Origin of the sequence: Avibacterium volantium (genome assembly GCF_049366555.1) — a bacterium.
Taxonomy (GTDB): Bacteria; Pseudomonadota; Gammaproteobacteria; order Enterobacterales; family Pasteurellaceae; genus Avibacterium; species Avibacterium volantium_A.
This window is the reverse complement of record NZ_JBMMGT010000002.1, coordinates 1-23,736: the sequence shown is the minus strand read 5'-3', so window position 1 is coordinate 23,736 and position 23,736 is coordinate 1. Positions and strand designations below refer to the sequence as shown.

At 40.4% G+C, this 23,736-nt stretch carries 18 protein-coding genes; 12 read left to right on the top strand and 6 right to left on the bottom strand.

Annotated features, from left to right (window positions below):
- Positions 1–4: 4 nt before the first annotated feature.
- Entirely contained in the window at positions 5–1,546 is a 1,542-nt protein-coding gene (gene malF / locus ACLS0A_RS00650; RefSeq protein WP_416082004.1) for a maltose ABC transporter permease MalF, read from the top strand.
- 8 nt (positions 1,547–1,554) lie between these two features.
- On the top strand, positions 1,555–2,445 hold the full coding sequence (malG, locus tag ACLS0A_RS00645; RefSeq protein ID WP_126373050.1) for a maltose ABC transporter permease MalG: 891 nt from the start codon (positions 1,555–1,557) through the stop codon (positions 2,443–2,445).
- Between the two features lie 157 nt (positions 2,446–2,602).
- On the opposite strand, the gene malT is transcribed toward malG, so the two are convergent.
- Positions 2,603–5,281 carry an HTH-type transcriptional regulator MalT gene (gene malT / locus ACLS0A_RS00640; RefSeq protein WP_416082003.1) on the bottom strand — a complete coding sequence of 893 codons (2,679 nt, stop codon included), beginning with the start codon at positions 5,279–5,281 and terminating at the stop codon, positions 2,603–2,605.
- Between the two features lie 175 nt (positions 5,282–5,456).
- Between malT and glgP the strand changes: the two genes are divergently transcribed.
- On the top strand, positions 5,457–7,853 hold the full coding sequence (gene glgP / locus ACLS0A_RS00635; RefSeq protein ID WP_416082002.1) for a glycogen/starch/alpha-glucan family phosphorylase: 2,397 nt from the start codon (positions 5,457–5,459) through the stop codon (positions 7,851–7,853).
- 55 nt (positions 7,854–7,908) lie between these two features.
- Positions 7,909–9,981 (top strand): 4-alpha-glucanotransferase, encoded by a 2,073-nt coding sequence (malQ, locus tag ACLS0A_RS00630; protein WP_416082001.1) that lies wholly within the window; start codon positions 7,909–7,911, stop codon positions 9,979–9,981.
- A 43-nt stretch (positions 9,982–10,024) separates the two neighbouring features.
- Here malQ and ACLS0A_RS00625 read toward each other — a convergent pair whose 3' ends face one another.
- Complete coding sequence (locus ACLS0A_RS00625) at positions 10,025–10,588, bottom strand: YtfJ family protein (RefSeq protein WP_415777016.1); 564 nt, start codon at positions 10,586–10,588, stop codon at positions 10,025–10,027.
- Between the two features lie 170 nt (positions 10,589–10,758).
- On the opposite strand from ACLS0A_RS00625, the gene ACLS0A_RS00620 reads away from it, so the two are divergent.
- The 5 genes from ACLS0A_RS00620 to uhpC all read left to right on the top strand — a co-directional run bounded on the left by ACLS0A_RS00620 (position 10,759) and on the right by uhpC (position 16,227).
- The gene (locus ACLS0A_RS00620; RefSeq protein WP_416082000.1) at positions 10,759–11,088 is read left to right on the top strand and encodes a zinc ribbon domain-containing protein YjdM; all 330 of its coding nucleotides are present in this window, start codon (positions 10,759–10,761) and stop codon (positions 11,086–11,088) included.
- Between the two features lie 231 nt (positions 11,089–11,319).
- Positions 11,320–12,696, top strand: a complete 1,377-nt coding sequence (uhpT, locus tag ACLS0A_RS00615) for a hexose-6-phosphate:phosphate antiporter (RefSeq protein WP_046098405.1) — start codon at positions 11,320–11,322, stop codon at positions 12,694–12,696.
- A 141-nt stretch (positions 12,697–12,837) separates the two neighbouring features.
- Positions 12,838–13,440, top strand: coding sequence for a response regulator (locus tag ACLS0A_RS00610; protein WP_416081999.1), 603 nt, complete (start codon positions 12,838–12,840; stop codon positions 13,438–13,440).
- 1 nt (position 13,441) lies between these two features.
- Positions 13,442–14,953, top strand: coding sequence for a signal transduction histidine-protein kinase/phosphatase UhpB (gene uhpB / locus ACLS0A_RS00605; RefSeq protein ID WP_416081998.1), 1,512 nt, complete (start codon positions 13,442–13,444; stop codon positions 14,951–14,953).
- On the top strand, positions 14,953–16,227 hold the full coding sequence (uhpC, locus tag ACLS0A_RS00600) for an MFS transporter family glucose-6-phosphate receptor UhpC (RefSeq protein WP_415777014.1): 1,275 nt from the start codon (positions 14,953–14,955) through the stop codon (positions 16,225–16,227). The genes uhpB and uhpC overlap by 1 nt, the downstream gene beginning before the upstream one ends.
- Positions 16,228–16,291: 64 nt before the next feature.
- Here the strand turns inward: uhpC and ACLS0A_RS00595 are convergent, their stop codons facing one another.
- The 4 genes from ACLS0A_RS00595 to dsbC all read right to left on the bottom strand — a co-directional run bounded on the left by ACLS0A_RS00595 (position 16,292) and on the right by dsbC (position 20,152).
- Positions 16,292–16,984, bottom strand: a complete 693-nt coding sequence (locus ACLS0A_RS00595; RefSeq protein ID WP_416081997.1) for a 5'-methylthioadenosine/adenosylhomocysteine nucleosidase — start codon at positions 16,982–16,984, stop codon at positions 16,292–16,294.
- Positions 16,981–17,649, bottom strand: coding sequence for a thiol:disulfide interchange protein DsbA/DsbL (locus tag ACLS0A_RS00590; protein ID WP_416081996.1), 669 nt, complete (start codon positions 17,647–17,649; stop codon positions 16,981–16,983). Before ACLS0A_RS00590 ends, ACLS0A_RS00595 begins: the two co-directional genes overlap by 4 nt.
- A gap of 9 nt (positions 17,650–17,658) precedes the next feature.
- Positions 17,659–19,380: a single-stranded-DNA-specific exonuclease RecJ gene (gene recJ / locus ACLS0A_RS00585; RefSeq protein WP_416081995.1), complete on the bottom strand. Its 1,722-nt coding sequence runs from the start codon at positions 19,378–19,380 to the stop codon at positions 17,659–17,661.
- Between the two features lie 85 nt (positions 19,381–19,465).
- Positions 19,466–20,152 carry a bifunctional protein-disulfide isomerase/oxidoreductase DsbC gene (gene dsbC, locus ACLS0A_RS00580; protein ID WP_416081994.1) on the bottom strand — a complete coding sequence of 229 codons (687 nt, stop codon included), beginning with the start codon at positions 20,150–20,152 and terminating at the stop codon, positions 19,466–19,468.
- A 160-nt stretch (positions 20,153–20,312) separates the two neighbouring features.
- On the opposite strand from dsbC, the gene prfB reads away from it, so the two are divergent.
- From prfB to lysS, 3 genes are all read left to right on the top strand, one after another.
- Positions 20,313–21,411, top strand: a protein-coding gene (gene prfB / locus ACLS0A_RS00575; protein WP_416081993.1) for a peptide chain release factor 2 whose coding sequence is annotated in 2 segments (ribosomal slippage) — positions 20,313–20,387 and positions 20,389–21,411 — 1,098 coding nt in all. Because the reading frame shifts where the segments join, the coding sequence is not laid out codon by codon here.
- 15 nt (positions 21,412–21,426) lie between these two features.
- Positions 21,427–22,101, top strand: coding sequence for a Fic family protein (locus ACLS0A_RS00570; protein WP_416081992.1), 675 nt, complete (start codon positions 21,427–21,429; stop codon positions 22,099–22,101).
- Between the two features lie 67 nt (positions 22,102–22,168).
- Entirely contained in the window at positions 22,169–23,677 is a 1,509-nt protein-coding gene (lysS, locus tag ACLS0A_RS00565; protein WP_416081991.1) for a lysine--tRNA ligase, read from the top strand.
- Positions 23,678–23,736: the final 59 nt, after the last annotated feature.

The window sequence follows — 23,736 nt, the reverse complement described above, 5'->3', positions numbered from 1 at the left end:
TAGTATGCGATCATCATTTTTAAGCTCCAACCTAACTCAGCGACATTTTGTCAGATACCTTTTAATTATTGCTATTTTACTACTAGATTTTTATGCGGTAATGTTGATGTATTCCCAAGGTGAGTATCTTTTTGCGATTTTAACCCTCGTAATCCTTACCTCTGGCGTGTATATTTTTAGCAGCCCTAAAGCCTATGCGTGGCGTTATGTCTATCCTGGTATCACGGGAATGATCATCTTTATTTTGTTTCCATTGGTAGCTACTATCGCCATTGCATTTACCAATTACAGCAGCACAAACCAACTTTCATTTGAGCGTGCGTTAAACGTTTTAACCGCTCAGAAATATTTATCTGGCGAAAAATATGATTTCAAGCTCTACCCACAAACTGAAGGAAAATATCAAATTGGCTTATCTCATAATGGCGAATATTTTCTTTCCGACCCTGTATCTTTAGTACCCTCACAAGTTCATTTAGCCCAGCAAGATTTGCCTGACATTAATGCGGCTCCGCTGAAAACCATCACGCAAAATCGCCAAGCCTTACAAGCGATGACTTTAATCTTGCCGAATGGTTCAGCATTAACAATGAGCTCATTACGTCAATTTTCGGCTCAAAGCTCACGCTATCGTTATGATGAAACCACACATCAGCTTATTAATAACGAAAACGGAAAAATCTATTTAGCCAATTTTGATACGGGCTTTTTTCAACAAATTGACTCTCAAGGCAACTGGCTTAAGGAAACGTTAGAACCGGGCTTCACTGTTTCTATCGGATTCGCAAATTTCATTAAAATTTTCACCGATGAAGGAATTCAAAAACCTTTTATCCAAATCTTTATTTGGACGATTGTGTTTTCAGTGCTAACAGTTATTTTCACCGTAATTTTAGGAATGATTTTTGCTAGTCTTGTACAATGGGAAGCCTTAAAAGGCAAAGCACTTTATCGTCTTTTCCTCATTTTACCCTACGCTGTTCCAGCATTTATTTCTATCTTAATTTTCAAAGGGTTATTTAATCAAAGTTTCGGTGAAATCAATATGATCTTGAACCAGCTTTTCGGCATTCGCCCTGAATGGTTTAATGATCCGTTCTTAGCTAAGGTAATGATTTTAATCGTAAATACTTGGCTAGGTTACCCTTATATGATGATTTTATGTATGGGATTATTAAAAGCGATTCCAAACGATTTATATGAAGCTTCGGCAATGGACGGCGCTTCAACTTGGCAAAATTTTAATAAAATTACCGTGCCGCTATTGTTAAAACCGCTTACCCCATTAATGATCGCCTCGTTCGCCTTTAACTTTAATAATTTCGTGTTAATTCAATTATTAACCAATGGACGACCAGATATGATCGGCACAACAACACCAGCAGGGCATACGGATCTTTTAGTGAGCTACACTTACCGAATTGCATTTGAAGGCGGCGGTAGCCAAGATTTCGGGCTCGCTGCTGCCATTGCAACCCTCATTTTCTTATTAGTCGCAGGGCTTGCTTTATTAAATATCAAAGCCACAAAAATGAAATTTGACTAGGAGGCATTATGGCTATTGTTCAAGCAAAATCCTTACGATATCGCCTATGGGCAACCCATTTCTTCTTAATTGCGTTTATTGCGTTAATAATGTTTCCATTATTGATGGTGGTTGGCATTTCTTTACGTCCAGGAAATTTGGCACTTGGAGATATTATTCCGCACGAAATCTCTTGGGAACACTGGAAACTCGCCCTCGGGTTTGATGTGGTGCATTCCGATGGCACTATCACCCCACCGCCGTTTCCCGTATTACTTTGGCTTTGGAACTCGGTGAAAGTCGCAACGCTGACTTCAGTGGGAATTGTTGCCCTCTCAACCACTTGTGCTTATGCCTTCGCCAGAATGAAATTCAAAGGCAAAAAAACGTTATTGCAAGGAATGCTTATTTTTCAAATGTTCCCAGCCGTACTTTCTCTTGTTGCCTTGTATGCATTATTTGACCGCCTCGGGCAATACATTCCGTTTCTCGGTTTAAACACACACGCTGGCGTGATTTTTGCCTATCTCGGTGGCATTGCATTGCACGTTTGGACGATCAAGGGATATTTTGAAACCATCGATGGCTCACTAGAAGAAGCTGCTGAATTAGATGGTGCAACGCCGTGGCAGGCATTCCGCTTGATTTTGCTTCCGCTTTCTGTCCCTATTTTGGCGGTGGTGTTTATTTTATCTTTCATCGCAGCTATTACAGAAGTGCCAATCGCCTCACTGCTCTTGCGTGATGTGGAAAGCTATACCCTTGCGGTAGGTATGCAACAATATCTTTATCCTCAAAACTATTTATGGGGCGATTTTGCCGCCGCAGCTGTGCTTTCCGCCATTCCTATCACTGCTGTCTTTTTATTGGCACAACGTTGGCTTGTAGGTGGCTTAACCGCAGGTGGAGTAAAAGGCTAAACCAATTAAAATAAAAAAATTATAAAAAATCTGACCGCACATTATTTTCCTTAAGAATAAAAAGTGCGGTCTTTTTTCTAATAAAACTTTAAAAAACTCCACCGCACTTTGCTTGTAAGACTTGCCAACTTTAAATGCCTTGTAAAAGCAATAATCACTAGCTATAGCCCATTAATTTCAAAAGCTCTCGCGTGTATTGGATCGCTTCATTACGATTTGCCACACCTAATTTTTGATATAAATTACGAATGTGCGTTTTAATTGTGGTAATCGCGACTTGTAATTCATCAGAAATTTGTTCGTTACTATATCCCGAATAAATTAACCCTAGTACTTGCCATTCCCTTTGGGTGAGAGGGCTAATTTTTAATAAGTCTGGCACTTGCGGATTTTTTAGTAAATTTTCAACAAATTCCTCATCAAAATGGGCAAACTTATGGCGATAGTATTGATTAATATGACGCAAAATAAATTGTGCTTTATGTGCAACTAATTCATCGAGGGTATTTTGTGCAAGTAACTGACGGATTTGTTGTGCCATTATTTCTCCTTCCAAAACAAAGACGCTGATAAAATTGGTCTGCTTGGTGAGGCTAAGCCCAAGGCTAAGATCAGCCATTGCCGCCTCTTTGTTATGGGTGAGAAAATGTAGGCGATTACGTAAAATTAACGCACGGTTTAAATCACTGATAAATTGCAAATTTTCCGCCGTTTGGATCAATTTATCTAAAATCTTTTTGGCCTCTTCATAATCACCAATGAGCATTTTGGCTCGGGCAATATTACGCCATTGTACTTGGCTGAAATGATTGGTATCCGTGCTCGGTGGTTGGTTTTGTATTAGCCAATTTTGAGCAGCTTGGTTATCGTTCGTCATTTGCCATAACACAATTTTGACCTGATCAGCATTGGCATTCCAATCGCTATGATAGTGATGAGCGTTTTGTAGTTGAGTGATTTTTTCTAGCTGTCGAGTGGCGTTATCTATATCACCTCGAACAAGAGAAATTTTGCATAAAATCGCAAGGCATTGCAGCCTTGCCTTTTCGCTATCTAACACTGAAATTCCCGCTGTTGCCATCGCTTCAGCTTTGTCTAGGTCATACCAATCCCATAAGATTTGCCCTTTCAATCGGAGCAAAAATTCATACATTGGAATTTGCTGTAAGTGGTTTTCTTTCACAAATCGCGAAGCTTTATTTAACATATCATAGCCCGCTTGCAGGAAACCTTGTGCAATCAAAATTTCCGACTGTTGTAGCAATGTCCACAATACATTATGTGAGGTGTGATACTGACGAGCCATTTTTTCCGCTTTTTGTAGCATTGTAATCGCATCAGCGAAATTGCCCTTAACGTGCCAAGCCTCGCCAATAATGGAGGTGGCAACAATTTTAGCATAGTGGGCGTTGTCAGCAAGGCGATTTAATGCGTTGGAGGCAAGTGAAAGTGCGGTGTTTTCATCGCCTGAATTTATGGCGACTTGGGCGAGCAACACGTCAAATTCCGCTTGATTTTCAGGGCTGAGTGCGATGTTTTGTTGTTCAAAATGGGCAAAAATGCCAGCCACTTCACTATGCCGATGTTGGCTTTGGGCAAGCCACGCTTTTAATAATACTAGATTAGGGTAGGCGACAAGCCCTGTATCATCAAGATGTTCTAGGCTTTGCTCTAATAATTTGAGTTCCCCTTGGTGGAATAATTGCCAGCCGTTTTGTGATAAAATTTGCAACAATAATTGTTTGTTTTCTAACAAGCTGGCGTGGTAGAGGGCTTCGGTAACATAGCCTTGAGCGAGCCAACCTTGTGCCGCTTGTTGGTGCAATGCGGGCATTTCATTTGCCAACTCACGCTGGCTACAATGAGCTAAGAAAGAGGCAAAAAGCGGGTGAAAACGCCACCAATTATCATCGCTTTCCATTCGTTGTAAAAATAGCCCTTGTTTTTCTAGCCGTTCTAAAATAAATCGGCTCTCTGTTTCGCCCGTTACTTCAGCCACGAGAGTTTCGTTCATTGAACGTAGAATAGAGCAACGCAAAATAAATTGTCTGGTTGCTTTATCCACAGGGGCAAGCACTTCGTCATTTAAGTAATCATTGATGTGAAAACTATGATGGGAAAGGCGTTTGGCAATATCTTGTAGAGTACTTCTCTGCTGCTTGGCAGAAAGGCTGATGAGTTGTAACGCCGTCGGCCAGCCCTCCACCTCATCACAAAGTGCGGTAATTTCTTGTTCCGTTAAGGGTTCTTCTAAACGAGATTGGAAAAATGCAATACTTTCTTGATGAGAAAAAGGCAGTTGATGGGCATTAATTTCTAATAATTGTTCTTGCACTCTTAAACTGGCTAAGCTCAATGGCGGCTGAGAACGTGAAATCAAAATGAGCGTCATTGCAGGCGGTTGGTGTTTGATCCAATATTTTAATGCATCGTGAATTTCTTCGTTTTCAATTAAATGATAATCATCAATCACCAGATAAAATGGCTGTTCGTAGGAAGCAAGATTGACCAACAACTGATTAAACAGTGAAAACAAATTGGAATAGGGCGGATTGTCTTCATTGTGAATGTGGTTGTTGGTAGCCCTCTCTAATGCCGCACAAAAGTAGCCTGCAAACCGCTCCGTTTGATTATCGCTTTCATCTAAAGAATACCAACCTAGATGTGGTTTATCCTTTGCCCATTGAGAAATCAACGTAGTTTTGCCATAACCTGCGGGAGCGGTAATCAGTACTAAAGGATAATCTGAAGCCTGTTCTAGCAAGGATAATAAAGCGGTTCTGGTTACGCTATTTTGTAGGCGGTAAGAACAAATAAGTTTTGATGGAATTAACATTGTTAATAACCCTTTTGTTGATGAAAGATGTCTTTTGGAGTTCTCCTCCCCCAAATAAGAAATTACTTCCTACTCGTCATACTGACAAGATTATAACAAGGAGGATTTATTTTTTCTCCTGCCGAGCATAATAAAACAAGAAGAATGTTTAATTTATGCCTCAAAAGGAGTTTTTATGTCTATCTCTCATACAAATGAAATGGCGTTATTTGATAATAATGTACAAAAATACTGCCGCTTTTTTGAACTTAACTCACCGAAACAATTTACCCCTGAGCAATGGTATCAGGTTATCGCCCGTTCCGTTCTCGAGATGTCCTCGCAAAAACCACAAGGAAAAATTGAGGAAACGCGCCATATCAATTATCTTTCTATGGAATTTCTTATTGGTCGCCTCACGGGAAATAACCTGATGAATTTGGGCTATTATGAGGACATCAAAGCCTATTTAGCCCAATATCAAGTTGAACTGGTTGATGTCCTCGAGCAAGAACGTGATCCTGCTTTAGGCAATGGCGGACTTGGACGCTTAGCCGCCTGCTTTTTAGATTCAATGGCGACACTGGGCCAAGCCGCAACGGGCTATGGGCTACATTATCAATATGGCTTGTTTAAACAGGCTTTCCAAGATGGAAAACAAATAGAAAGTGGCGATGAATGGGGAAGAAATCAATATCCTTGGCATCGCTACAACCCAAGCAAAACCAAACAAGTACATTTTGGCGGCAAAATTATTTCCCTTGGGGAAGATAGATATGAATGGAAACCTAAATTAACCATTGAAGGCAAGGCCTTTGATCTGCCTATTGTTGGGTATCAAAATGAGGTTATCCAACCTTTACGACTTTGGCAAGCTGATAGTCCTCAATCTTTTGATTTAAACCAGTTTAATGAGGGCAAATTTGTCGCAGCGGAAAAAACCTTAATAAAAAGCACCGCACTTACACAGGTGCTATACCCGAACGATAATCATCGTGCAGGACAACAGTTACGTTTAATGCAGCAATATTTCCATTGTGCTTGTTCTGTGGCTGATATTCTTTCTCGCCATTTAGCACAAGGCTTCTCGCTAGAAGAATTTCCGAAACGTCAAGTCATTCAGCTTAATGACACACACCCAACCCTCGCTATCCCTGAATTAATGCGGATTTTACTTGATGAGTATCAACTCACTTGGCAACAAGCGTGGTCTATTTGCCAACAAAGTTTCGCTTACACCAATCACACCTTGTTGCCAGAAGCACTAGAACAATGGGATCAACGCCTATTCAAACAATTATTGCCACGTCACTTTAAAATTGTGGAAAAAATTAATCACCTTTTCCATCAACAAGTGAAAGCACAATTTGGCGATGATGCCAAAGTATGGGAAAAACTGGCGATTTTGTTTGATTACCGAGTGAGAATGGCAAATCTTTGCGTAGTGAGTTGTTTTGCGGTGAATGGTGTTGCTCAAATTCATTCTGATTTGTTGGTTAGTCAGCTTTTCCCAGAATATCACCAACTTTTCCCAACAAAATTCTGCAATGTTACCAATGGTATTACCCCAAGACGTTGGATCCAACAAGCCAACCCTGCATTAAGCCAGTTGCTCGATCAAACCGTCAAAGGCGATTGGAAAAAAGATCTTGAGTTACTTCACCAAGTGGAAAATGTGGTTGATGATGTCAACTTCCGCGAGGCTTATTGGCATATAAAACAGCAAAACAAAGCGGCTCTTGCCAGAGAAATTGAGCAAACGCTTAGCTTATCAGTCAATCCAGATGCGATTTTTGATGTGCAAATTAAGCGTTTCCACGAATACAAACGCCAGCATTTGAATTTATTAAATATTATCGCCACCTATCAATGGTTAAAAGATAATCCGAATAAAGATTACACACCAAGGCTCTTTGTTTTTTCAGGCAAAGCGGCACCGGGCTATTATTTGGCGAAAAATATTATTCACGCCATTAACAATGTCGCAGAGATCATCAATAACGATAAACAGATGAAAGATAAGCTACAAGTGGCGTTTTTACCTGATTATCGTGTATCGCTAGCAGAAAAAATTATCCCAGCGGCGGATATTTCCGAACAAATATCAATGGCAGGGAAAGAAGCCTCAGGGACAGGAAATATGAAGCTCGCATTAAATGGCGCATTAACCTTAGGGACTCTTGATGGGGCAAATGTTGAAATTGCTGAAATGGTAGGACAAGAACACATTTTCCTCTTTGGACATACTGTTGAAAGTATTCAAACACTATTAGCAGAAGGCTATTCGCCGAAAACTTACTATCGCAATGATCCTGTCTTAAAAAATGCGGTGGATTTTTTAGCCAAAGGCAAAGCCAGCAAGGGGGATAAAACAACCTTTAATCTGATGTTAGACAGTCTACTCGAGCACGATCCTTTCCTTGTTTTTGCTGATTTTGAGAGCTATCGACAAGCTCAAGAGCGTATTGGTCAGGCTTATTTAGATCGTGACGCATGGCTACGCAGTGCCATTTTAAACACAGCACGACTTGGAAAATTCAGCTCAGATCGTTCTATCCGTGACTATCAATCACGCATTTGGTTAAAAAAGTAATGGATTGGCCACGCATTTTTATGCGTGGCAGCACGATAAAACAGGAAGCAGTATCATGAAAAGATTAACAAAGCGGTTTCAACAAGCTGGCATAATGCCTTATTTCTACGACGAACAAGGGATAAAAAAAACAGCTAGCCTCCAAACGCAACATCAATTATTCAACGCATTTTCAGGTAATACCCATTCTTATTCGGCAATTTTACCACCCGTAAAAATTCTTTACGAAAAAGCACCGCACTTTTTAAAACTCCATCGCACCGATTTAAAGAAAAATTTGCAAGGAAATTGGTGTCTTCAACTTGAAAATCAACAAGGGGAAATCACTGGGAAAGTAAAACGCAATACCATTTATTTTCCTCAAAATTTGCCGTTGGGCTATCACGATTTAACCTTAGCAATAGGAACAAAAACCTATTCTTGCCGTATTATTATTGCCCCAAAACGTTGTTATCAACCACCAGAAATGGAACAAAGTAAAAAGCTATGGGGATCATTTATTCAATTATATAGCTTGAAATCTGAGCATAATTGGGGCGTTGGTGATTTTGGCGATCTTAAACAATTTTTGCGTGAAATTGCCGCAACTGGCGCGGATTTTGTTGGGCTAAACCCCATTCACGCTCTTTTTCCTGCTAACCCTGAAAGTGCTAGCCCTTATAGCCCATCATCAAGAAGATGGCTCAATATTCTTTATATTGATCTCAATACATTGCCTGAATTTCAGCAAAGCCAGCCAGCACAGCAATGGTTTCAGCAGCCACAAATTCAACAAACTTTAGAAAAATTACGCACAGCAAGCCATATTCAGTACAGAGAAGTCATGGCATTAAAACTCGAAGGGCTACGACTTGCTTTCTCTTTTTTCCAACAACAGGCAAATTCTGATCGCCAAGCTGATTTTGAGCAATTCCTCCAACAAAAAGGGGAAAGCCTCATTATTCAAGCCACTTTTGATGCACTTCATCAACATCTCAGTGAGCAATTCCCTGAACAATGGGGTTGGAATTATTGGGCTACGCAATATCAGGATTATCATAGCGAAACGGTCGCACACTTCCAGCAAACCCACCAAGCAGACATTCGTTTTTATGCGTGGTTACAATTTATTGCGGAAACTCAGCTCAAAGAATGCGATGAACTCTGCAAAACCTTAAAAATGCCTATCGGGCTTTATCGCGATCTCGCTGTTGGCGTTTCCGATCAAGGCGCAGAAACTTGGTGTGATAAGCAACTTTATTGCTTAAAAGCCAGCATTGGCGCACCTCCTGATATTTTAGCGCCACAAGGGCAAAACTGGGGCTTATCGCCGCTCAATCCACATATTTTGCAGCAGCGAGCCTATCAACCCTTTATTGATCTCGTACAATCAAATTTGAATCATTGTGGTGCACTGCGTATCGATCATATTATGTCACTGCTACGACTGTGGTGGATTCCTAAGAATGGACAAGCACAAGATGGAGCATATATTCGTTATCCTGTTGATGATCTGATCGCCATTCTTGCCTTAGAAAGCCATCGACACAAAGCACTTATTATCGGGGAAGATCTGGGTACAGTTCCGAAAGCCATCGTGAGTAAACTCAAAAACGCGGGGATTTTATCTTATAAAGTGTTTTATTTTGAGTTTGACGAACAAGGAAAAAGTCGAGATTTAGCCGATTATCCTTATCAGGCAATGACAACCTTAAGTACGCACGATCTGCCAACTATTGATGGTTATTGGCGAGGCTATGATTTTGAACTTGGACAGCGTTATGGCATTTATCCAAATGAAAAAATTTTGGCGATATTGCAACAACAACGTCAGGAAGCTAAAGCCAAAATTTTAGCTCGTCTAACAGAGGCGGGAGTTGATCCTGATCAGCCAAAAGATTTATCCTCCCCAATTAGTAAAAAATTTAATCATCAACTACAAACCTATGTGGGGCAGGTGGAAAGTGCTTTGCTAGGGCTTCAACCTGAAGATTGGATAAATATGTCTGATCCCGTAAATATTCCGGGAACAAGCACCCAATATCCTAACTGGCGAAGACGCTTAAGCCAGAATGTTACAGAAATTTTTAATGATCCTGAAGTTCAGCAACTTTTACAGAAAATAAATACTTGCCGAAAACCGCATTAACTCTATGAAAATAGCCGATTAATCGGCTATTTTTTCAAAATGATTACTGATTTTTCAACAGACTGTTGACTAAACTCAATACTTCATCAATCTGTGCAGAAGAAAGTTTCCCCTCGTGAACAAACTTCACTTTGCCATTTTTATCCAACACCACGATCAAACTTTCTTTCTCTTTTAATTTCCACGCATTTTTCACCGCACTTTGATTATCCAGCACAATTTGGCTATGGGCATTTTCTTTTTTCGCTTTTTCGGCGCTGCTCCGCACAAAAGCGCCCGTACCAAAAATTGCATCATCTGCGTTGATAATATTTGTGGTTTGATATTGCGTGCCATTAAAATGTTGCGCTTTAATTGCGTCCATTAAAGCTAAATTTTTTTCTTTTACTGCGCTTCGCCCTGCAATATGCTGCAACACTCGAACCTTACCTTTAAGCTGGGCAGATTGCCAAGGTTTTGCACTCACCTCTTGATTTTTCACCACAAGCTCGCCTTTATCCGCTACGCTTACCGCAGGGAGCGTTGCATTCAGTTGCAGATTGTGTGCCTGACTATGAGCGCTGCTTAATAATGCGCTAAGCCCAAGTAATAAAACTGTTTTTTTCATTTTGTTCCTCACTAAAAAGCCCTTAGTTTAGCGAAAATTCCCCTTTCTGACATCTTAAAAATCATTACAGCGAAAGAGATTTGTTTGTTATACTTCGCTCTCATCCCAGTTATTCAATCAGAAAAAAACATAACTGATTGTTTATATTGAAATTTATATAAGAGGAAAAAATGGAACAAACAATCTGCCCAAAATGCCAAGGCGAATATGTGTATCACGATGGTTTAAATTTTGTTTGCCCTGACTGTGCTTATGAGTGGTCTGGCGAGGAAGAAAATGACACAGAAGAAAAAGTGGTAAAAGACAGTAACGGCAATCCACTACAAGACGGCGATAGTGTGATTTTGATTAAAGATTTAAAAGTGAAAGGTTCATCTATTGTGTTGAAAAAAGGCACAAAAGCAAAAAACATTCGCTTAGTTGATGGCGATCACGATGTGGATTGCAAAATTGATGGGCAAAATTTTTCATTAAAATCAGAGTTTTTAAAGAAAGCCTAAATCCCTAAAACATTGTAGGCTGTGCGAACAGCCTATTTTCTGCTTCCCTCTCAATGTAAAGTGCGGTCAGATTTTTCGTTATTTTTAGAAAATGTGATCTCGCTCACAAAAAATAGCAAAACGCCACAAAACTAAGAAATTTTCCTACATCATCTAAAGACTCCTCTCAAGTCAGCAAAACAAAATCGCCGTAAAATTTGACCGCACTTTCATTTTTTTATTGAGGAAATTATGTTCAAATTTTTACAACAGGTACGTAAACCTGTGCTAAATCTTCCTGTGGAAGAAAGACGCAAAATGTGGTTTAAGCCCTTTATGCAATCTTATTTAGTGGTGTTTATCGGTTATATGGCGATGTATTTAATTCGTAAGAATTTTAACGTTGCGCAAAATGATATGATCGAAACCTATGGGCTAACCAAAACCCAGCTGGGAATGATTGGGCTTGGCTTTTCTGTGGCTTACGGAATTGGGAAAACCCTTGTTTCCTACTATGCCGATGGGAAAAATACCAAACAATTCGTGCCGTTTATGCTGATCCTTTCTGCCCTTTGTATGCTTGGTTTTAGTGCAAGTATGGGCGGTGGCAGCGTGGCACTATTCTTGATGATCGCATTCTATTCGTTAAGTGGTTTCTTCCAAAGTACAGGCGGTTCATCAAGCTATTCCACCATCACCAAATGGACACCACGCAAAAAACGCGGTTCATTCCTTGGCTTCTGGAATTTATCCCACAACGTGGGCGGTGCAGCGGCAGCGGGCGTAGCGTTATTCGGTGCTAACGTGCTATTTGACGGACACGTTATCGGAATGTTCATCTTCCCTTCTATCATTGCGTTAATTGTGGGCTTTGTGGGCTTACGCTATGGTTCAGATTCCCCAGAAGCTTATGGGCTTGGCACAGCGGAAGAATTATTTGGTGAAGAAATCAGCGAAGAAGATCGTGATGCAGAAGAAAATCAGCTTACAAAATGGCAAATTTTCGTGCGTTATATTTTGAAAAATAAAGTGATTTGGTTACTTTGCTTTGCCAATATTTTCCTTTATATCGTACGAATTGGGATCGATCAGTGGTCGCCAGTTTATGCTTACCAAGAACTTGGCTTCTCAAAAGATGCCGCAATTTCTGGCTTTGCCCTATTTGAAGTGGGCGCATTAGTTGGCACATTCTTATGGGGATTCTTATCCGATTTAGCCAACGGAAGACGTGGTTTAACCGCTTGCGTTGCGTTGGTTTTAATCGTATTCACCCTTGAGTTTTATCAATTTGCGACCAACGAATATATGTATTTAATTTCATTATTCGTGCTAGGTTTCTTGGTATTCGGGCCACAATTATTAATCGGTGTTGCGGCAGTTGGTTTCGTACCGAAAAAAGCCATTGCCGTTGCTGACGGTGTGAAAGGCACATTCGCTTACTTAATCGGTGATAGCTTTGCAAAATTAGGCTTAGGAATGATTGCAGATGGTACACCAATTTTCGGCTTAACAGGTTGGGCGGGGACATTTGCTGCATTAAATACTTCTGCGATTGTGTGTATGGTGTTGCTTGCTTTCGTGGCGATTGCGGAAGAGAAGAAAATTCGCCGCCTAAAAAAAGCACAATAATTGCAAAAACGCAATAATTTTGCACCGCACTTAATTTTTTAATGTTCTTTACAATTATGCAGTGAGATTTTCACTGCATAATTTTTTTATTGGAGTACAATGCTCTCCCACTTTGCTTAACGCCTTATGGCTAGGATAAAAATGATTAATATCGTGTTAGTTGATGATCATCTTGTGGTGCGTTCGGGCTTCTCCCAACTGCTGTCTTTAGAGCCAGATATGTGTATCGTAGGCGAATTTGGTTCGGCCAAAGAAACTCGTCAAAATTTACCGCGCCTAAAACCTGATGTTTGCATTATGGATATTTCTATGCCCGATGAAGGCGGTTTGGAATTATTACCCGATATTCCGCAAAGCATTCATTGCATAATGTTAAGCGTAAACGATTCTGAATTTATGGTGAAAAAAGCCCTTGAATTGGGCGCCAAAGGCTACCTAAGCAAACGTTGTAGCCCTGATGAATTAATTCAAGCGGTTAGAACGGTTTATGCTGGTGGTGTTTATCTTATGCCAGAACTCACCTTAAAACTCGTTAATACGCCGATTAAAAATACCCTCTCTCAACTCACAAAACGTGAACAGGAAGTCTGTGAATTACTTTCTAAAGGGCTAACGGTGAAAGAAATTGCGGCAGAATTATCATTGAGCATTAAAACCGTTCACGTTCACCGCGCCAATGCAATGAGCAAGTTAAATGTGAAGAATAACGTTGAATTGGCAAATTTATTCCATAGTAACGGATAAAATGAACGCGATTTTCTTTTTTATTTATAGCTGGTTTTTTGTTGCGCCAGCCTATTTTTGTTTATGGATTATTTCTAATTATTTATTAGAAGATCCGCTACTTTCTTTTTTATTTTTTCCTTTTGCGCTACTCATTGGCATTCTCATTCATACAAAAATAAAATATTGGTTTTCCATTTATCTTGCTGAGTATAGCATTTTACTATTACTCTATATCGCATTTCCTGAAAACAATACATTTTCTATCATTTTTCTTGGATTACTAAATATTCCACTATTGCTTATCTTTAAAAAATACTATTTTGGCAGTCAATTACGCTGTTTATTGCTACAAGGCCTATTAATTACATTACTCAGCCTAATTAATGCACTCTACTTTATTGGCGCTGAAAGTTTTTATTTTACCTTTTTAGTTAGTTTCTCAAGTGCGGTGCTAATTATTCCAATTTGTTATTTAATTTATTATTTCCTGTTTGAAATAAAATGGCTGCCGCTAACTTCTAGCCTGATTAGAAAACCAATTAGCTTAAGATCTAAGCCTATCATCATTTATCTTTTACTCTTTATCTTAAACATTTATATTCAGACAGATTTGCCTGAATCTTTTAATCGTTTTTCGCTGTTTTTCTTATCCATTCCGATTATCTTGCTGGCTTTTCGTTATGGCTGGCAAGGGGCGTTACTCGGGATCTTATTAAATAGTTTAGCACTGATTAGCACAACACATCATTTTTCTAATTTAGAATTAACAGATTTATTACTTACGCTCTCTGCACAAACCATTACAGGAATTTTCCTTGGTTTAGGCATTCAGCATCAACGAGATTTAAATCAGCATTTAAGCCAAGAATTAGCAAAAAACCAATATTTAACCCAACAATTAATTTATCGTGAAGAAGAAATTAGAAAAGAAATTTCAAGAGAATTACACGATGAAATTGGACAAAACATCACCGCAATTAGAACGCAAGCGAGCATTTTAAAACGGATTGGAAAAACCCCAGAATATGAAAAACTCTCACAAATTATTGAGCAATTATCCCTAAATATTTACGATAGTATTAAAGGCTTAATTAATAAAATCCGTCCGCGTATTTTAGACGATCTTAATTTGCAAGAAGCCCTACAAAATCTGTTTATTGAATTAGATTTTTCCAGCCAAAACACACAAATTTATTTACATTGTAACAACCCTAAAAATAGGGCAGTTTCCCATTTACTGGAAATCACCTTATATCGCTTATGCCAAGAGGCATTAAATAATATAAAGAAATATTCTGGTGCAACAGAAGTTAATATTTATTTGAATATTGATGAAAAAATCACATTACATATTCAGGATAATGGCATTGGTTTTGATCTATCTAAAATCAATCATACTGGTTTAGGCATAAAAGGAATGAAAGAACGTGTTGCAATGTTAGGCGGGAAATTTGATATTCATTCTCTAAAATGGACAAAACAGCAACAAAGTGGCACAAGTATTTTTGTGGAATTACCTTGGATTAATTAATGAATACAGAAACACAACAGCAAATCAATCAACGTTATCAATATTGGCGCATTCATTTAATGTTTGCGATGTATATTGGCTATGCAGGCTTTTATTTTACACGAAAAAGTTTTAACTATGCTGTCCCTGCATTAATTGCTGATTTAGGTATTGATAAAAATGATATTGGAATGATGACTACTGCCTTTTATATTACTTACGGCATTTCTAAATTTTTATCAGGGATATTTTCTGATCGTAGTAATCCACGCTATTTTATGGCGATTGGCTTATTTTTTAGTGGCGTAATTAATATTTTCTTTGGATTATCAAGCTCATTATTGGTTTTTATGAGTTTGTGGATTCTCAATGCGTGGTTTCAAGGTTGGGGCTGGCCTGCTTGTTCTAAATTACTCACCACTTGGTATTCGCGCACAGAGCGGGGTGCTTGGTGGTCGGTTTGGAATACGGCTCACAACGTGGGTGGTGCATTAATTCCGTTAATTATCGGCTATGTAACCTTGCATTACAGTTGGCGTTATGGCTTTATTATTGCAGGAATTATCACTATTTTTATTGCCTTATTCCTTGCTCTACGTTTACGAGGTACGCCAGAATCCCTTGGTTTACCAAGTATAGGGCAATGGCGTAGAGATAAATTAGAGTTAATTCAAGAGCAAGAGGGAAAAGATCTTTCTTGGCAACAAATATTATATCGCTATGTTTTCCTAAATAAATATATTTGGCTTTTGGCGCTAAGTTATACCCTTGTTTATATTGTAAGAACCGCAATTAATGACTGGGGAAATATTTATTTAACTGAAAAGTATCATTACGATTTGGTATCTGCTAATAGTGCAATTTCTTTATTTGAAATTGGTGGTATTTTAGGCTCGTTAGTTGCTGGTTGGGGATCAGATAAATTATTTTCCAGTAATCGTGGCCCAATGGCATTATTATTTGCCATTGGTATTTTCTTTTCCATTTTGGCGCTATGGTTAATGGTGCAAGAAATCTTTATTTTGCAAAGTGCGGTGTTTTTTTCTATTGGATTTTTTGTATTTGGCCCGCAGATGCTTATCGGAATGGCGGCGGCTGAATGTTCACATAAAAAATCCCCTGGTGCAGCCACAGGGTTTATCGGTCTATTTGCTTATTTAGGTGCGGCACTATCAGGCTATCCGCTCGCGGTAGTAATGCAATATTTCCATTGGAATGGTTTTTTTGTGGTGATTTCTTGCTGTGCCTTTCTTATCGCATTATTGCTATTGCCATTTTTGAAAGCACAAAACTAAAAAAGCCTTAGCATATAAAAATACTAAGGCTTCTTGCTATGGCTTCTTTCGGTTACTGCTTAAATTATGACAACCCATCAATCATCGCCAAGACCATTGCAGAGGATTGTTTGGCGGCAAGGGGAAGAAATTCCTCAAAGGACATACTGGCCTCACCATCTCCACTATCAGAGATTGCGCGTACCACAACAAACGGTACGTTGAAAGCGTGGCACACTTGAGCAATGGCGGCGGCCTCCATTTCGACTGCCAACACATCAGCAAAATCTTGTTTAATTTGTGCTAAGGGCTCACCGCCGTGGATAAAGCTGTCGCCCGAGCAGATTAAGCCTTTATGCACTTTTTGCCCTTGGGCAGTCGCCACTTTTTGTGCAAGTGCGGTGAGATTTTCGTCAGAATTAAAGCGCACTGGGCAATTTGGTAGCTGACCTTTTTCATAGCCGAATGCGGTAACATCTGCATCGTGATGCGCGGTTTGGGTTGAAATCACCACATCGCCCACTTTTAGCCCTTGCGCCACACCACCTGCCGAGCCGGTGTTAATAATCACATCAGGCTGTGCTAGTTGTAATAACGCCGTTGTTCCCATTGCGGCGGCTACTTTGCCAATGCCCGATTGCAATAAAGCAATGTCTTTGCCGTTAATAGTGCCTTGGTAAATGGTCGCACCGCCAATTTGCGCAGTGGTTTTATTTTCCATTAGCTCAGATAAATAAGCCACTTCTTGTGCCATCGCACCTACAATTCCGATTTTCATTGTTTTTTCTCTTGTAATAGTTTGTTGATTAAAAAATCTAGCACCGCAAAGCTGTAATCATCGTTATAAAGCGTGCTTGCAGTCAGCACATATTTTCCTTCTACAATTAAATAAGGATAGGTAAACACGCCATAATCTTCGGTCAGTTGAATGGCATCACGCACCTGCAAACGCACGCCTGCTGAATGATACAGCTTGCGAAATTGCTCAATATCCAACTGTTGCGCTTGTAGCCATTTTAGCAAGTTAGAAAAACGAGATAATTCGGTGTAACGCTGTTTTTCTGAGCTTTCAAACAACAGTAAATCCGACACATTTTCCGCATTCATTGCTTGTAGGGCATAGAAAATATTTGCCGTTAAATTCGCTTTTGCCGTTGCCACGGGCGTTTCAATAAGCACAACGTTATCACGGTTAATTTGGCTATATAAATTAAGAATATCCTGCGCCACGGAACAAACTCGGCAATCGTAGTCAAAGAAAAATTGCAACAGAATTTTATGATCTGCGCGTGTGGGAATGGCTAGCGGTTCTTCATAGGAAAAATAATCCCGTCCATCTTCAAATTGATTAATTTGTAAGGTGGGTGGCGTTTCGCTTTCCGCTCTTGCGCTTTGCGCGAGCAGAAAACTAAGCCCTGTGATAAAGAAAATTAATCGCCACATCAGATTGCACTACTCTGCCAAAGGTTCAATATAATCCACCAACAATTGAATATTGCGTTGTCCACGATATTCATTGACGTCCAATTTATAAGCTAATTTCACCCTTTTTAACGAAAGATCAGGATAATAACGCGTATCCACGTTAAATGCGATGGCATCGAGTAATGGCCCGCCATTTTGCGGCTCAACCATCATTTTAAGATGACGCTCCCCCACTAAACGCTGTTGTAAGAGCTTAAACTCACCGTCAAACACGGGCTCGGGGAAGGCTTGTCCCCAAGGGCCTGCTTGTTTGAGAAGCTCAGCAGTATCCAAATTCATAAATTGGCTTGCCAGTTCGCCGTCCGTCCAGACTACGCCTTGCAGATCTTTTTCGTCTAAGCACTCTTCCACCACCTCGTTAAATAAGCGTTGAAAATCACTAAATTTTTCTTCTTGAATGCTCAATCCCGCTGCCATTGCGTGTCCACCAAATTTCAAAATGATGTCAGGGTGGCGAGAATGCAACCGTTCCAACGCATCACGAATGTGCAGCCCCTCAATGGAGCGTGCCGAGCCTTTAAGCACGCCTGCTTGATCCTGTGTAAAGGCAATCATGGGGCGATGAAATTGATCTTTCAATCTTGACGCTAAAATCCCCAACACGCCTTGGTGCCAATCCGCTTGATAAAGCACGATGCCTGTGGGTAACGGTGGGGTAAGTGCGGTCAATTTTCGGCAAATTTCTAGCGCTTCTAATTTCATTCCTTGCTCAATTTCTTTGCGCGTTTGGTTTAAGCCGTCTAGCTCTAAGGCCAAAGCGCGCGCGGTAGGCATATCTTCAGCCAATAACAATTCCACGCCAACCGACATATTATCCAAGCGCCCTGCGGCATTTAAACGTGGCGCAATGGCAAAGCCTAAATCTGACGCACTGAAACGGCTCATATCACGATTTGCCACTTCCGCCAAGGCTTGAATCCCATAGCGGCAATGCCCTGCACGGATACGCTGTAAACCTTGATAGGCTAAAATGCGGTTATTTTGATCAAGCGGAACTACATCAGCAATTGTGCCAAGTGCCACTAAATCAAGCAATTCGGTGAAATTAGGCTGAGTTTTGCTATCAAATAAGCCTTTTTCGCGTAATTTAGCGCGTAATGCCAACATCACATAAAACGCCACGCCCACGCCAGCTAAGGATTTAGAAGGGAAATCACATTGCGCTAAATTCGGGTTTACAATGGCATCGGCTTCAGGCAGCATTTCGCCAGGTAAATGGTGATCCGTCACCACCACTTGCACGCCCTGCTGTTTCAAAAATGCCACGCCTTCAAAGGAAGAAATGCCGTTATCCACTGTGATTAGCACTTCCACATTTTTTTCTAGTGCCTGCTTTGCCACTTCAACACTTAAGCCATAGCCTTGCTCAAAACGGTTTGGTACAAGATAATCCACCTGCTGGAAACCAAGCTGACGCAACGCCACTACGGTTAATGCCGTACTGGTTGCGCCATCGGCATCAAAATCCCCCACGATCACGATATTTTTTTGCGCTATACGCGCTTGCGCCAACAATTCCGCCGCCTTATCCATACCAAATAACGTGTGTGGCGAAAGCATCGCTTTCAAAGTGCGGTCTAATTGTTGCGGATTTTCGATTTGGCGCGCACGATAAAGGCGATCAAGCAAAGGGTGATCGCTAATCGGCTGTGCTGTGCTAATGGGGCGGCGTTGGATTGTTTTATTCATATTGAATTGATAGGCTTAAATCTCTCTATTTTTGGGCGAACAAATTAGCTCGCCCAGAAAAAAACTTGACAAAATTCCACCGCACTTATTCTTCTTGCAATTCCTGTAATAATTCTTTTGGCGGTAAATATCCTCCAATCAGCTCACCATTCGGCGTGATGATACTTGGCGTACCACGCACACCAAATTGCACACCAAGTTCATAGTGTTTCTTCACGATATTGGCATTTTTTAAGGTTTTCGGCAAGTTGCCTTTTTCCGCTTCATTTAAGGCTTGCGCAGGATCTTTCGCCTGCCAAATGGCTTCCATTTGTTTTGCTGTATTGTTATTTAAGCCACCGCGCGGAAATGCAAGGTAACGAACGGTGATGCCTAAATCATTATATTGGCTAAGTTGTTGATGTAATAAGTGGCAATAATGGCAGGTAATATCCATAAACACGGTTACCACATATTTTTCATTTTTTGCTGGATAAACAATCATTTCATTTTTATAACTATTTAATTTATCTAGCAAAAATTTTCCTGTTAAATCCACCGCACCTTTGTCAGTTAGTTCATATAGCTGACCTTGCAGCACATATTTGCCGTCTTCGGAAGCGTAAAAAATGCCTTCGTTGCTGATAACTGTTTTTAAGCCATTGATCGGCGATGACTTAATTTCCATTTGTGATACGCCAAGTTTTTTTAGTTGCGCTTCAATTTGCGCATCGCTCGCCACGGCATAGACCGACAATGTGGCTAACGAAAGTGCGGTAATGATTTTCTTCATTTTTCTTTCCTGATGTCTGTTCCTTGTGAAAGGCGGATTTTATCACAAGCCCAATCAACAAGCTAATAGGAAAAGGCTTTCAACATAATTGACCTACCAAATTGGGCTAAAATAGCATATAATTCGGCTCTTATATGCAAAATTAGATAGAACTGAATTTATGTTTGAAATTAATCCAATCAAAAATAAAATTGCCGACCTCGCTGAACGCACGGCAACCCTTAGGGGGTATCTTTGACTTTGATAGCAAAGTCGAACGTTTAGAAGAAGTGAATGCCGAGCTGGAACAGCCCGATGTGTGGAACGAGCCAGAAAAAGCCCAAGCCTTAGGCAAAGAGCGTGCCAGCCTTGAAAGCGTGGTGAATACCATCAACAATTTGCAACAAGGGTTAGATGATGTGGACGGCTTGCTTGAACTCGCCATTGAAGCGGAAGACGAAGCCACCTTCAACGAAGCTGTCGCCGAATTAGACGAGCTAGAACAAAAACTCGCTGGGCTTGAATTTCGCCGAATGTTCAGCGGTGTACACGACAGTGCCGATTGCTATGTGGATCTGCAAGCAGGCTCTGGCGGAACAGAAGCTCAAGATTGGACAGAAATGTTACTGAGAATGTATCTTCGCTGGGCGGAAAGCAAAGGCTTTAAAACCGAATTAATGGAAGTTTCAGACGGCGATGTCGCAGGTATAAAATCGGCCACTATTCGCATTTCTGGCGAATACGCATTTGGTTGGCTACGCACCGAAACAGGGATCCACCGCTTAGTGCGTAAAAGCCCTTTTGACTCCAATAATCGCCGCCACACCTCTTTCAGCGCTGCCTTTGTTTATCCTGAAATTGATGACAATATTGATATTGAAATCAATCCCGCGGATTTGCGTATTGATGTGTATCGCGCATCTGGTGCGGGCGGTCAGCACGTGAATAAAACCGAAAGTGCGGTGCGAATTACCCATATTCCAAGCGGTATTGTGGTGCAATGTCAAAACGATCGTTCACAGCATAAAAATAAAGATCAGGCGATGAAACAGCTCAAAGCCAAGCTTTACGAATTAGAATTGCAAAAGCAAAATGCCGAAAAGCAAGCAATGGAAGACAACAAATCCGATATTGGCTGGGGCAGTCAAATTCGCTCTTATGTGCTTGATGATTCACGCATTAAAGATCTGCGTACTGGAGTAGAAAACCGCAACACCCAAGCCGTGCTAGACGGCGATTTGGACAGATTTATTGAGGCGAGTTTGAAGGCTGGGCTATAAACTCAAGATAACAAAATGACAATGAATGACATCAACAAAATTCTCAAGGCTCTGCCCTTTATTAATGATGATTTGATTTATTTCTATAATTATCATTCCAATAAAATTGAGAATAATAGTCTGACTTTAGGGGAAACGGTTACCGTTTTAAAAGATGGTTTTGGCGTATCAAAACCCCTTAAAGATATTCGCGATGTAGAAAATCATCATCGTGCATTGCATTTTGTCTTTGAATTAGCAAAAGCCCAAGAACCTTTATCTTTGCGTACCATTCGTGAAATTCAGGCATTGGTTGAACCAGAAAGAACAGGATTTAGAACGCAGCTTGTTGAAATTCTAAATACTGATGTGAAAACCGCTGAGCCTTTTGAAATCAGTTTACGTTTGGAACAAATTTTAGAAAATTATCACCGCAAAGATGAAAATAAAGACGAGCAAGATTTTTTCTATAAATTAGCAGAGTTTCACATCGCTTTTGAGCGTATCCATCCTTTTATTGATGGAAATGGGCGTACTGGGCGGCTTTTACTGAATTTAGAATTACTCAAAGCAGGTTATCCGCTGACTACAATAAAGTTTGAAGATCGCCCAATGTATTACGATGCTTTTTCTGATGTGGAAAAAATGAAAATATTGCTGGAAAAAAGCGTCCAAGATACTATTGAGATGATTGTGGAAAAAGCAAAATAAACATTAAGATCACAATTTGTGATCTCAAAATCAAACAAATTTTATTTTTTAATAAAGGTAAAACAAAATGACTGAACAAACCCAAGAATTAGATTTAAACGGTGAAATGCTGGTTCGCCGTGAAAAATTAGCGGCACTGCGTAAAAAAGGCAATGCGTTTCCAAATACCTTCCGCCGTGATGCGCTTGCGCAGGATTTACATCAACAATATGATGAGGTTGATGCCGAAGCCTTGAAAGAACAAAGTGTGGAAGTGAAAGTAGCCGGACGTATTATGACACGCCGTATTATGGGTAAAGCGACTTTCGTTACCTTACAAGATATGAGCGGTCGTATTCAGCTTTATATTGCTCGCGACAACTTGCCTGAGGGCGTTTATGCCGATGACGTGGGCAACTGGGATTTGGGCGATATTGTGGGCGTGAAAGGGACGCTATTCAAAACCAAAACCAATGAACTTACCGTTCGTGCCAGTGAAGTTCAGCTTTTAACCAAAGCCTTACGCCCATTGCCAGACAAATTCCACGGTCTTGCGGATCAAGAAATGCGTTATCGTCAGCGTTATTTGGATCTTATTTCTAACGAAGAATCTCGCCGCACTTTTATTATCCGTTCAAAAGTGATTGCAGGAATGCGTGAATATTTCATCAGCAAAGGCTTTATTGAAGTAGAAACACCAATGCTGCAAGTGATCCCAGGCGGTGCAGCAGCACGTCCGTTTGTAACTCATCACAATGCTTTAGACATTGATATGTATCTGCGTATTGCGCCAGAACTTTACCTCAAACGCCTTGTTGTCGGTGGCTTTGAGCGTGTGTTTGAGCTAAACCGTAACTTCCGTAATGAAGGGGTTTCTGTACGTCATAACCCTGAATTCACAATGATTGAATACTACCAAGCCTATGCGGATTATCACGATTTAATGGATAACACCGAAGAGTTGTTACGCAAGTTAGCCTTGGATATTTTAGGCACCACTATCGTCCCTTATGGCGAATATGAATTTGATTTTGGCAAGCCATTTGAGCGTATCACAATGCACGATGCGATTTTGAAATACGGCGCAGATAAAGGCATTGTGAAAGAAGATCTGTATGATCTAGATCGCGCCAAAGCATTAGCTACCAAGCTAGGCATTGAAGTGCAAAAATCGTGGGGATTAGGCTCTATCGTCAATGCAATTTTTGAAGAAGTAGCTGAACATCACTTAATCCAGCCGACATTTTTAATGGCTCACCCTGCGGAAATTTCACCATTAGCACGCCGTAATGATGAAAACCCAGAAGTGACCGATCGTTTTGAACTATTTATCGGTGGCCGCGAAATTGGTAACGGCTTCTCAGAGCTTAACGATGCAGAAGATCAAGCTGAACGCTTTGATGCGCAGGTTGCAGCAAAAGAAGCAGGCGATGATGAAGCGATGTTCAAAGATGACGATTTTGTTACCGCACTTGAACACGGCTTACCACCAACCGCAGGCGAAGGCTTAGGCATCGACCGTTTAGCAATGCTTTTCGCTAACGCTCCATCAATCCGTGATGTGATTTTATTCCCAGCGATGAAAAACAAAGGGTAAGAGAAATTACATTAGAAAAGATAGCATAAGCTATCTTTTCTTTTTATGAATAGGTGAAT

Excerpts from the sequence above, each read along its gene's own strand:
- malF (WP_416082004.1), top strand. The coding sequence starts at position 5 with ATGCGATCATCATTTTTAAGCTCCAACCTAACTCAGCGACATTTTGTC.
- malG (WP_126373050.1), top strand. The coding sequence starts at position 1,555 with ATGGCTATTGTTCAAGCAAAATCCTTACGATATCGCCTATGGGCAACC.
- malT (WP_416082003.1), bottom strand. The coding sequence starts at position 5,281 with ATGTTAATTCCATCAAAACTTATTTGTTCTTACCGCCTACAAAATAGC.
- glgP (WP_416082002.1), top strand. The coding sequence starts at position 5,457 with ATGTCTATCTCTCATACAAATGAAATGGCGTTATTTGATAATAATGTA.
- malQ (WP_416082001.1), top strand. The coding sequence starts at position 7,909 with ATGAAAAGATTAACAAAGCGGTTTCAACAAGCTGGCATAATGCCTTAT.
- ACLS0A_RS00625 (WP_415777016.1), bottom strand. The coding sequence starts at position 10,588 with ATGAAAAAAACAGTTTTATTACTTGGGCTTAGCGCATTATTAAGCAGC.
- ACLS0A_RS00620 (WP_416082000.1), top strand. The coding sequence starts at position 10,759 with ATGGAACAAACAATCTGCCCAAAATGCCAAGGCGAATATGTGTATCAC.
- uhpT (WP_046098405.1), top strand. The coding sequence starts at position 11,320 with ATGTTCAAATTTTTACAACAGGTACGTAAACCTGTGCTAAATCTTCCT.
- ACLS0A_RS00610 (WP_416081999.1), top strand. The coding sequence starts at position 12,838 with ATGATTAATATCGTGTTAGTTGATGATCATCTTGTGGTGCGTTCGGGC.
- uhpB (WP_416081998.1), top strand. The coding sequence starts at position 13,442 with ATGAACGCGATTTTCTTTTTTATTTATAGCTGGTTTTTTGTTGCGCCA.
- uhpC (WP_415777014.1), top strand. The coding sequence starts at position 14,953 with ATGAATACAGAAACACAACAGCAAATCAATCAACGTTATCAATATTGG.
- ACLS0A_RS00595 (WP_416081997.1), bottom strand. The coding sequence starts at position 16,984 with ATGAAAATCGGAATTGTAGGTGCGATGGCACAAGAAGTGGCTTATTTA.
- ACLS0A_RS00590 (WP_416081996.1), bottom strand. The coding sequence starts at position 17,649 with ATGTGGCGATTAATTTTCTTTATCACAGGGCTTAGTTTTCTGCTCGCG.
- recJ (WP_416081995.1), bottom strand. The coding sequence starts at position 19,380 with ATGAATAAAACAATCCAACGCCGCCCCATTAGCACAGCACAGCCGATT.
- dsbC (WP_416081994.1), bottom strand. The coding sequence starts at position 20,152 with ATGAAGAAAATCATTACCGCACTTTCGTTAGCCACATTGTCGGTCTAT.
- ACLS0A_RS00570 (WP_416081992.1), top strand. The coding sequence starts at position 21,427 with ATGACAATGAATGACATCAACAAAATTCTCAAGGCTCTGCCCTTTATT.
- lysS (WP_416081991.1), top strand. The coding sequence starts at position 22,169 with ATGACTGAACAAACCCAAGAATTAGATTTAAACGGTGAAATGCTGGTT.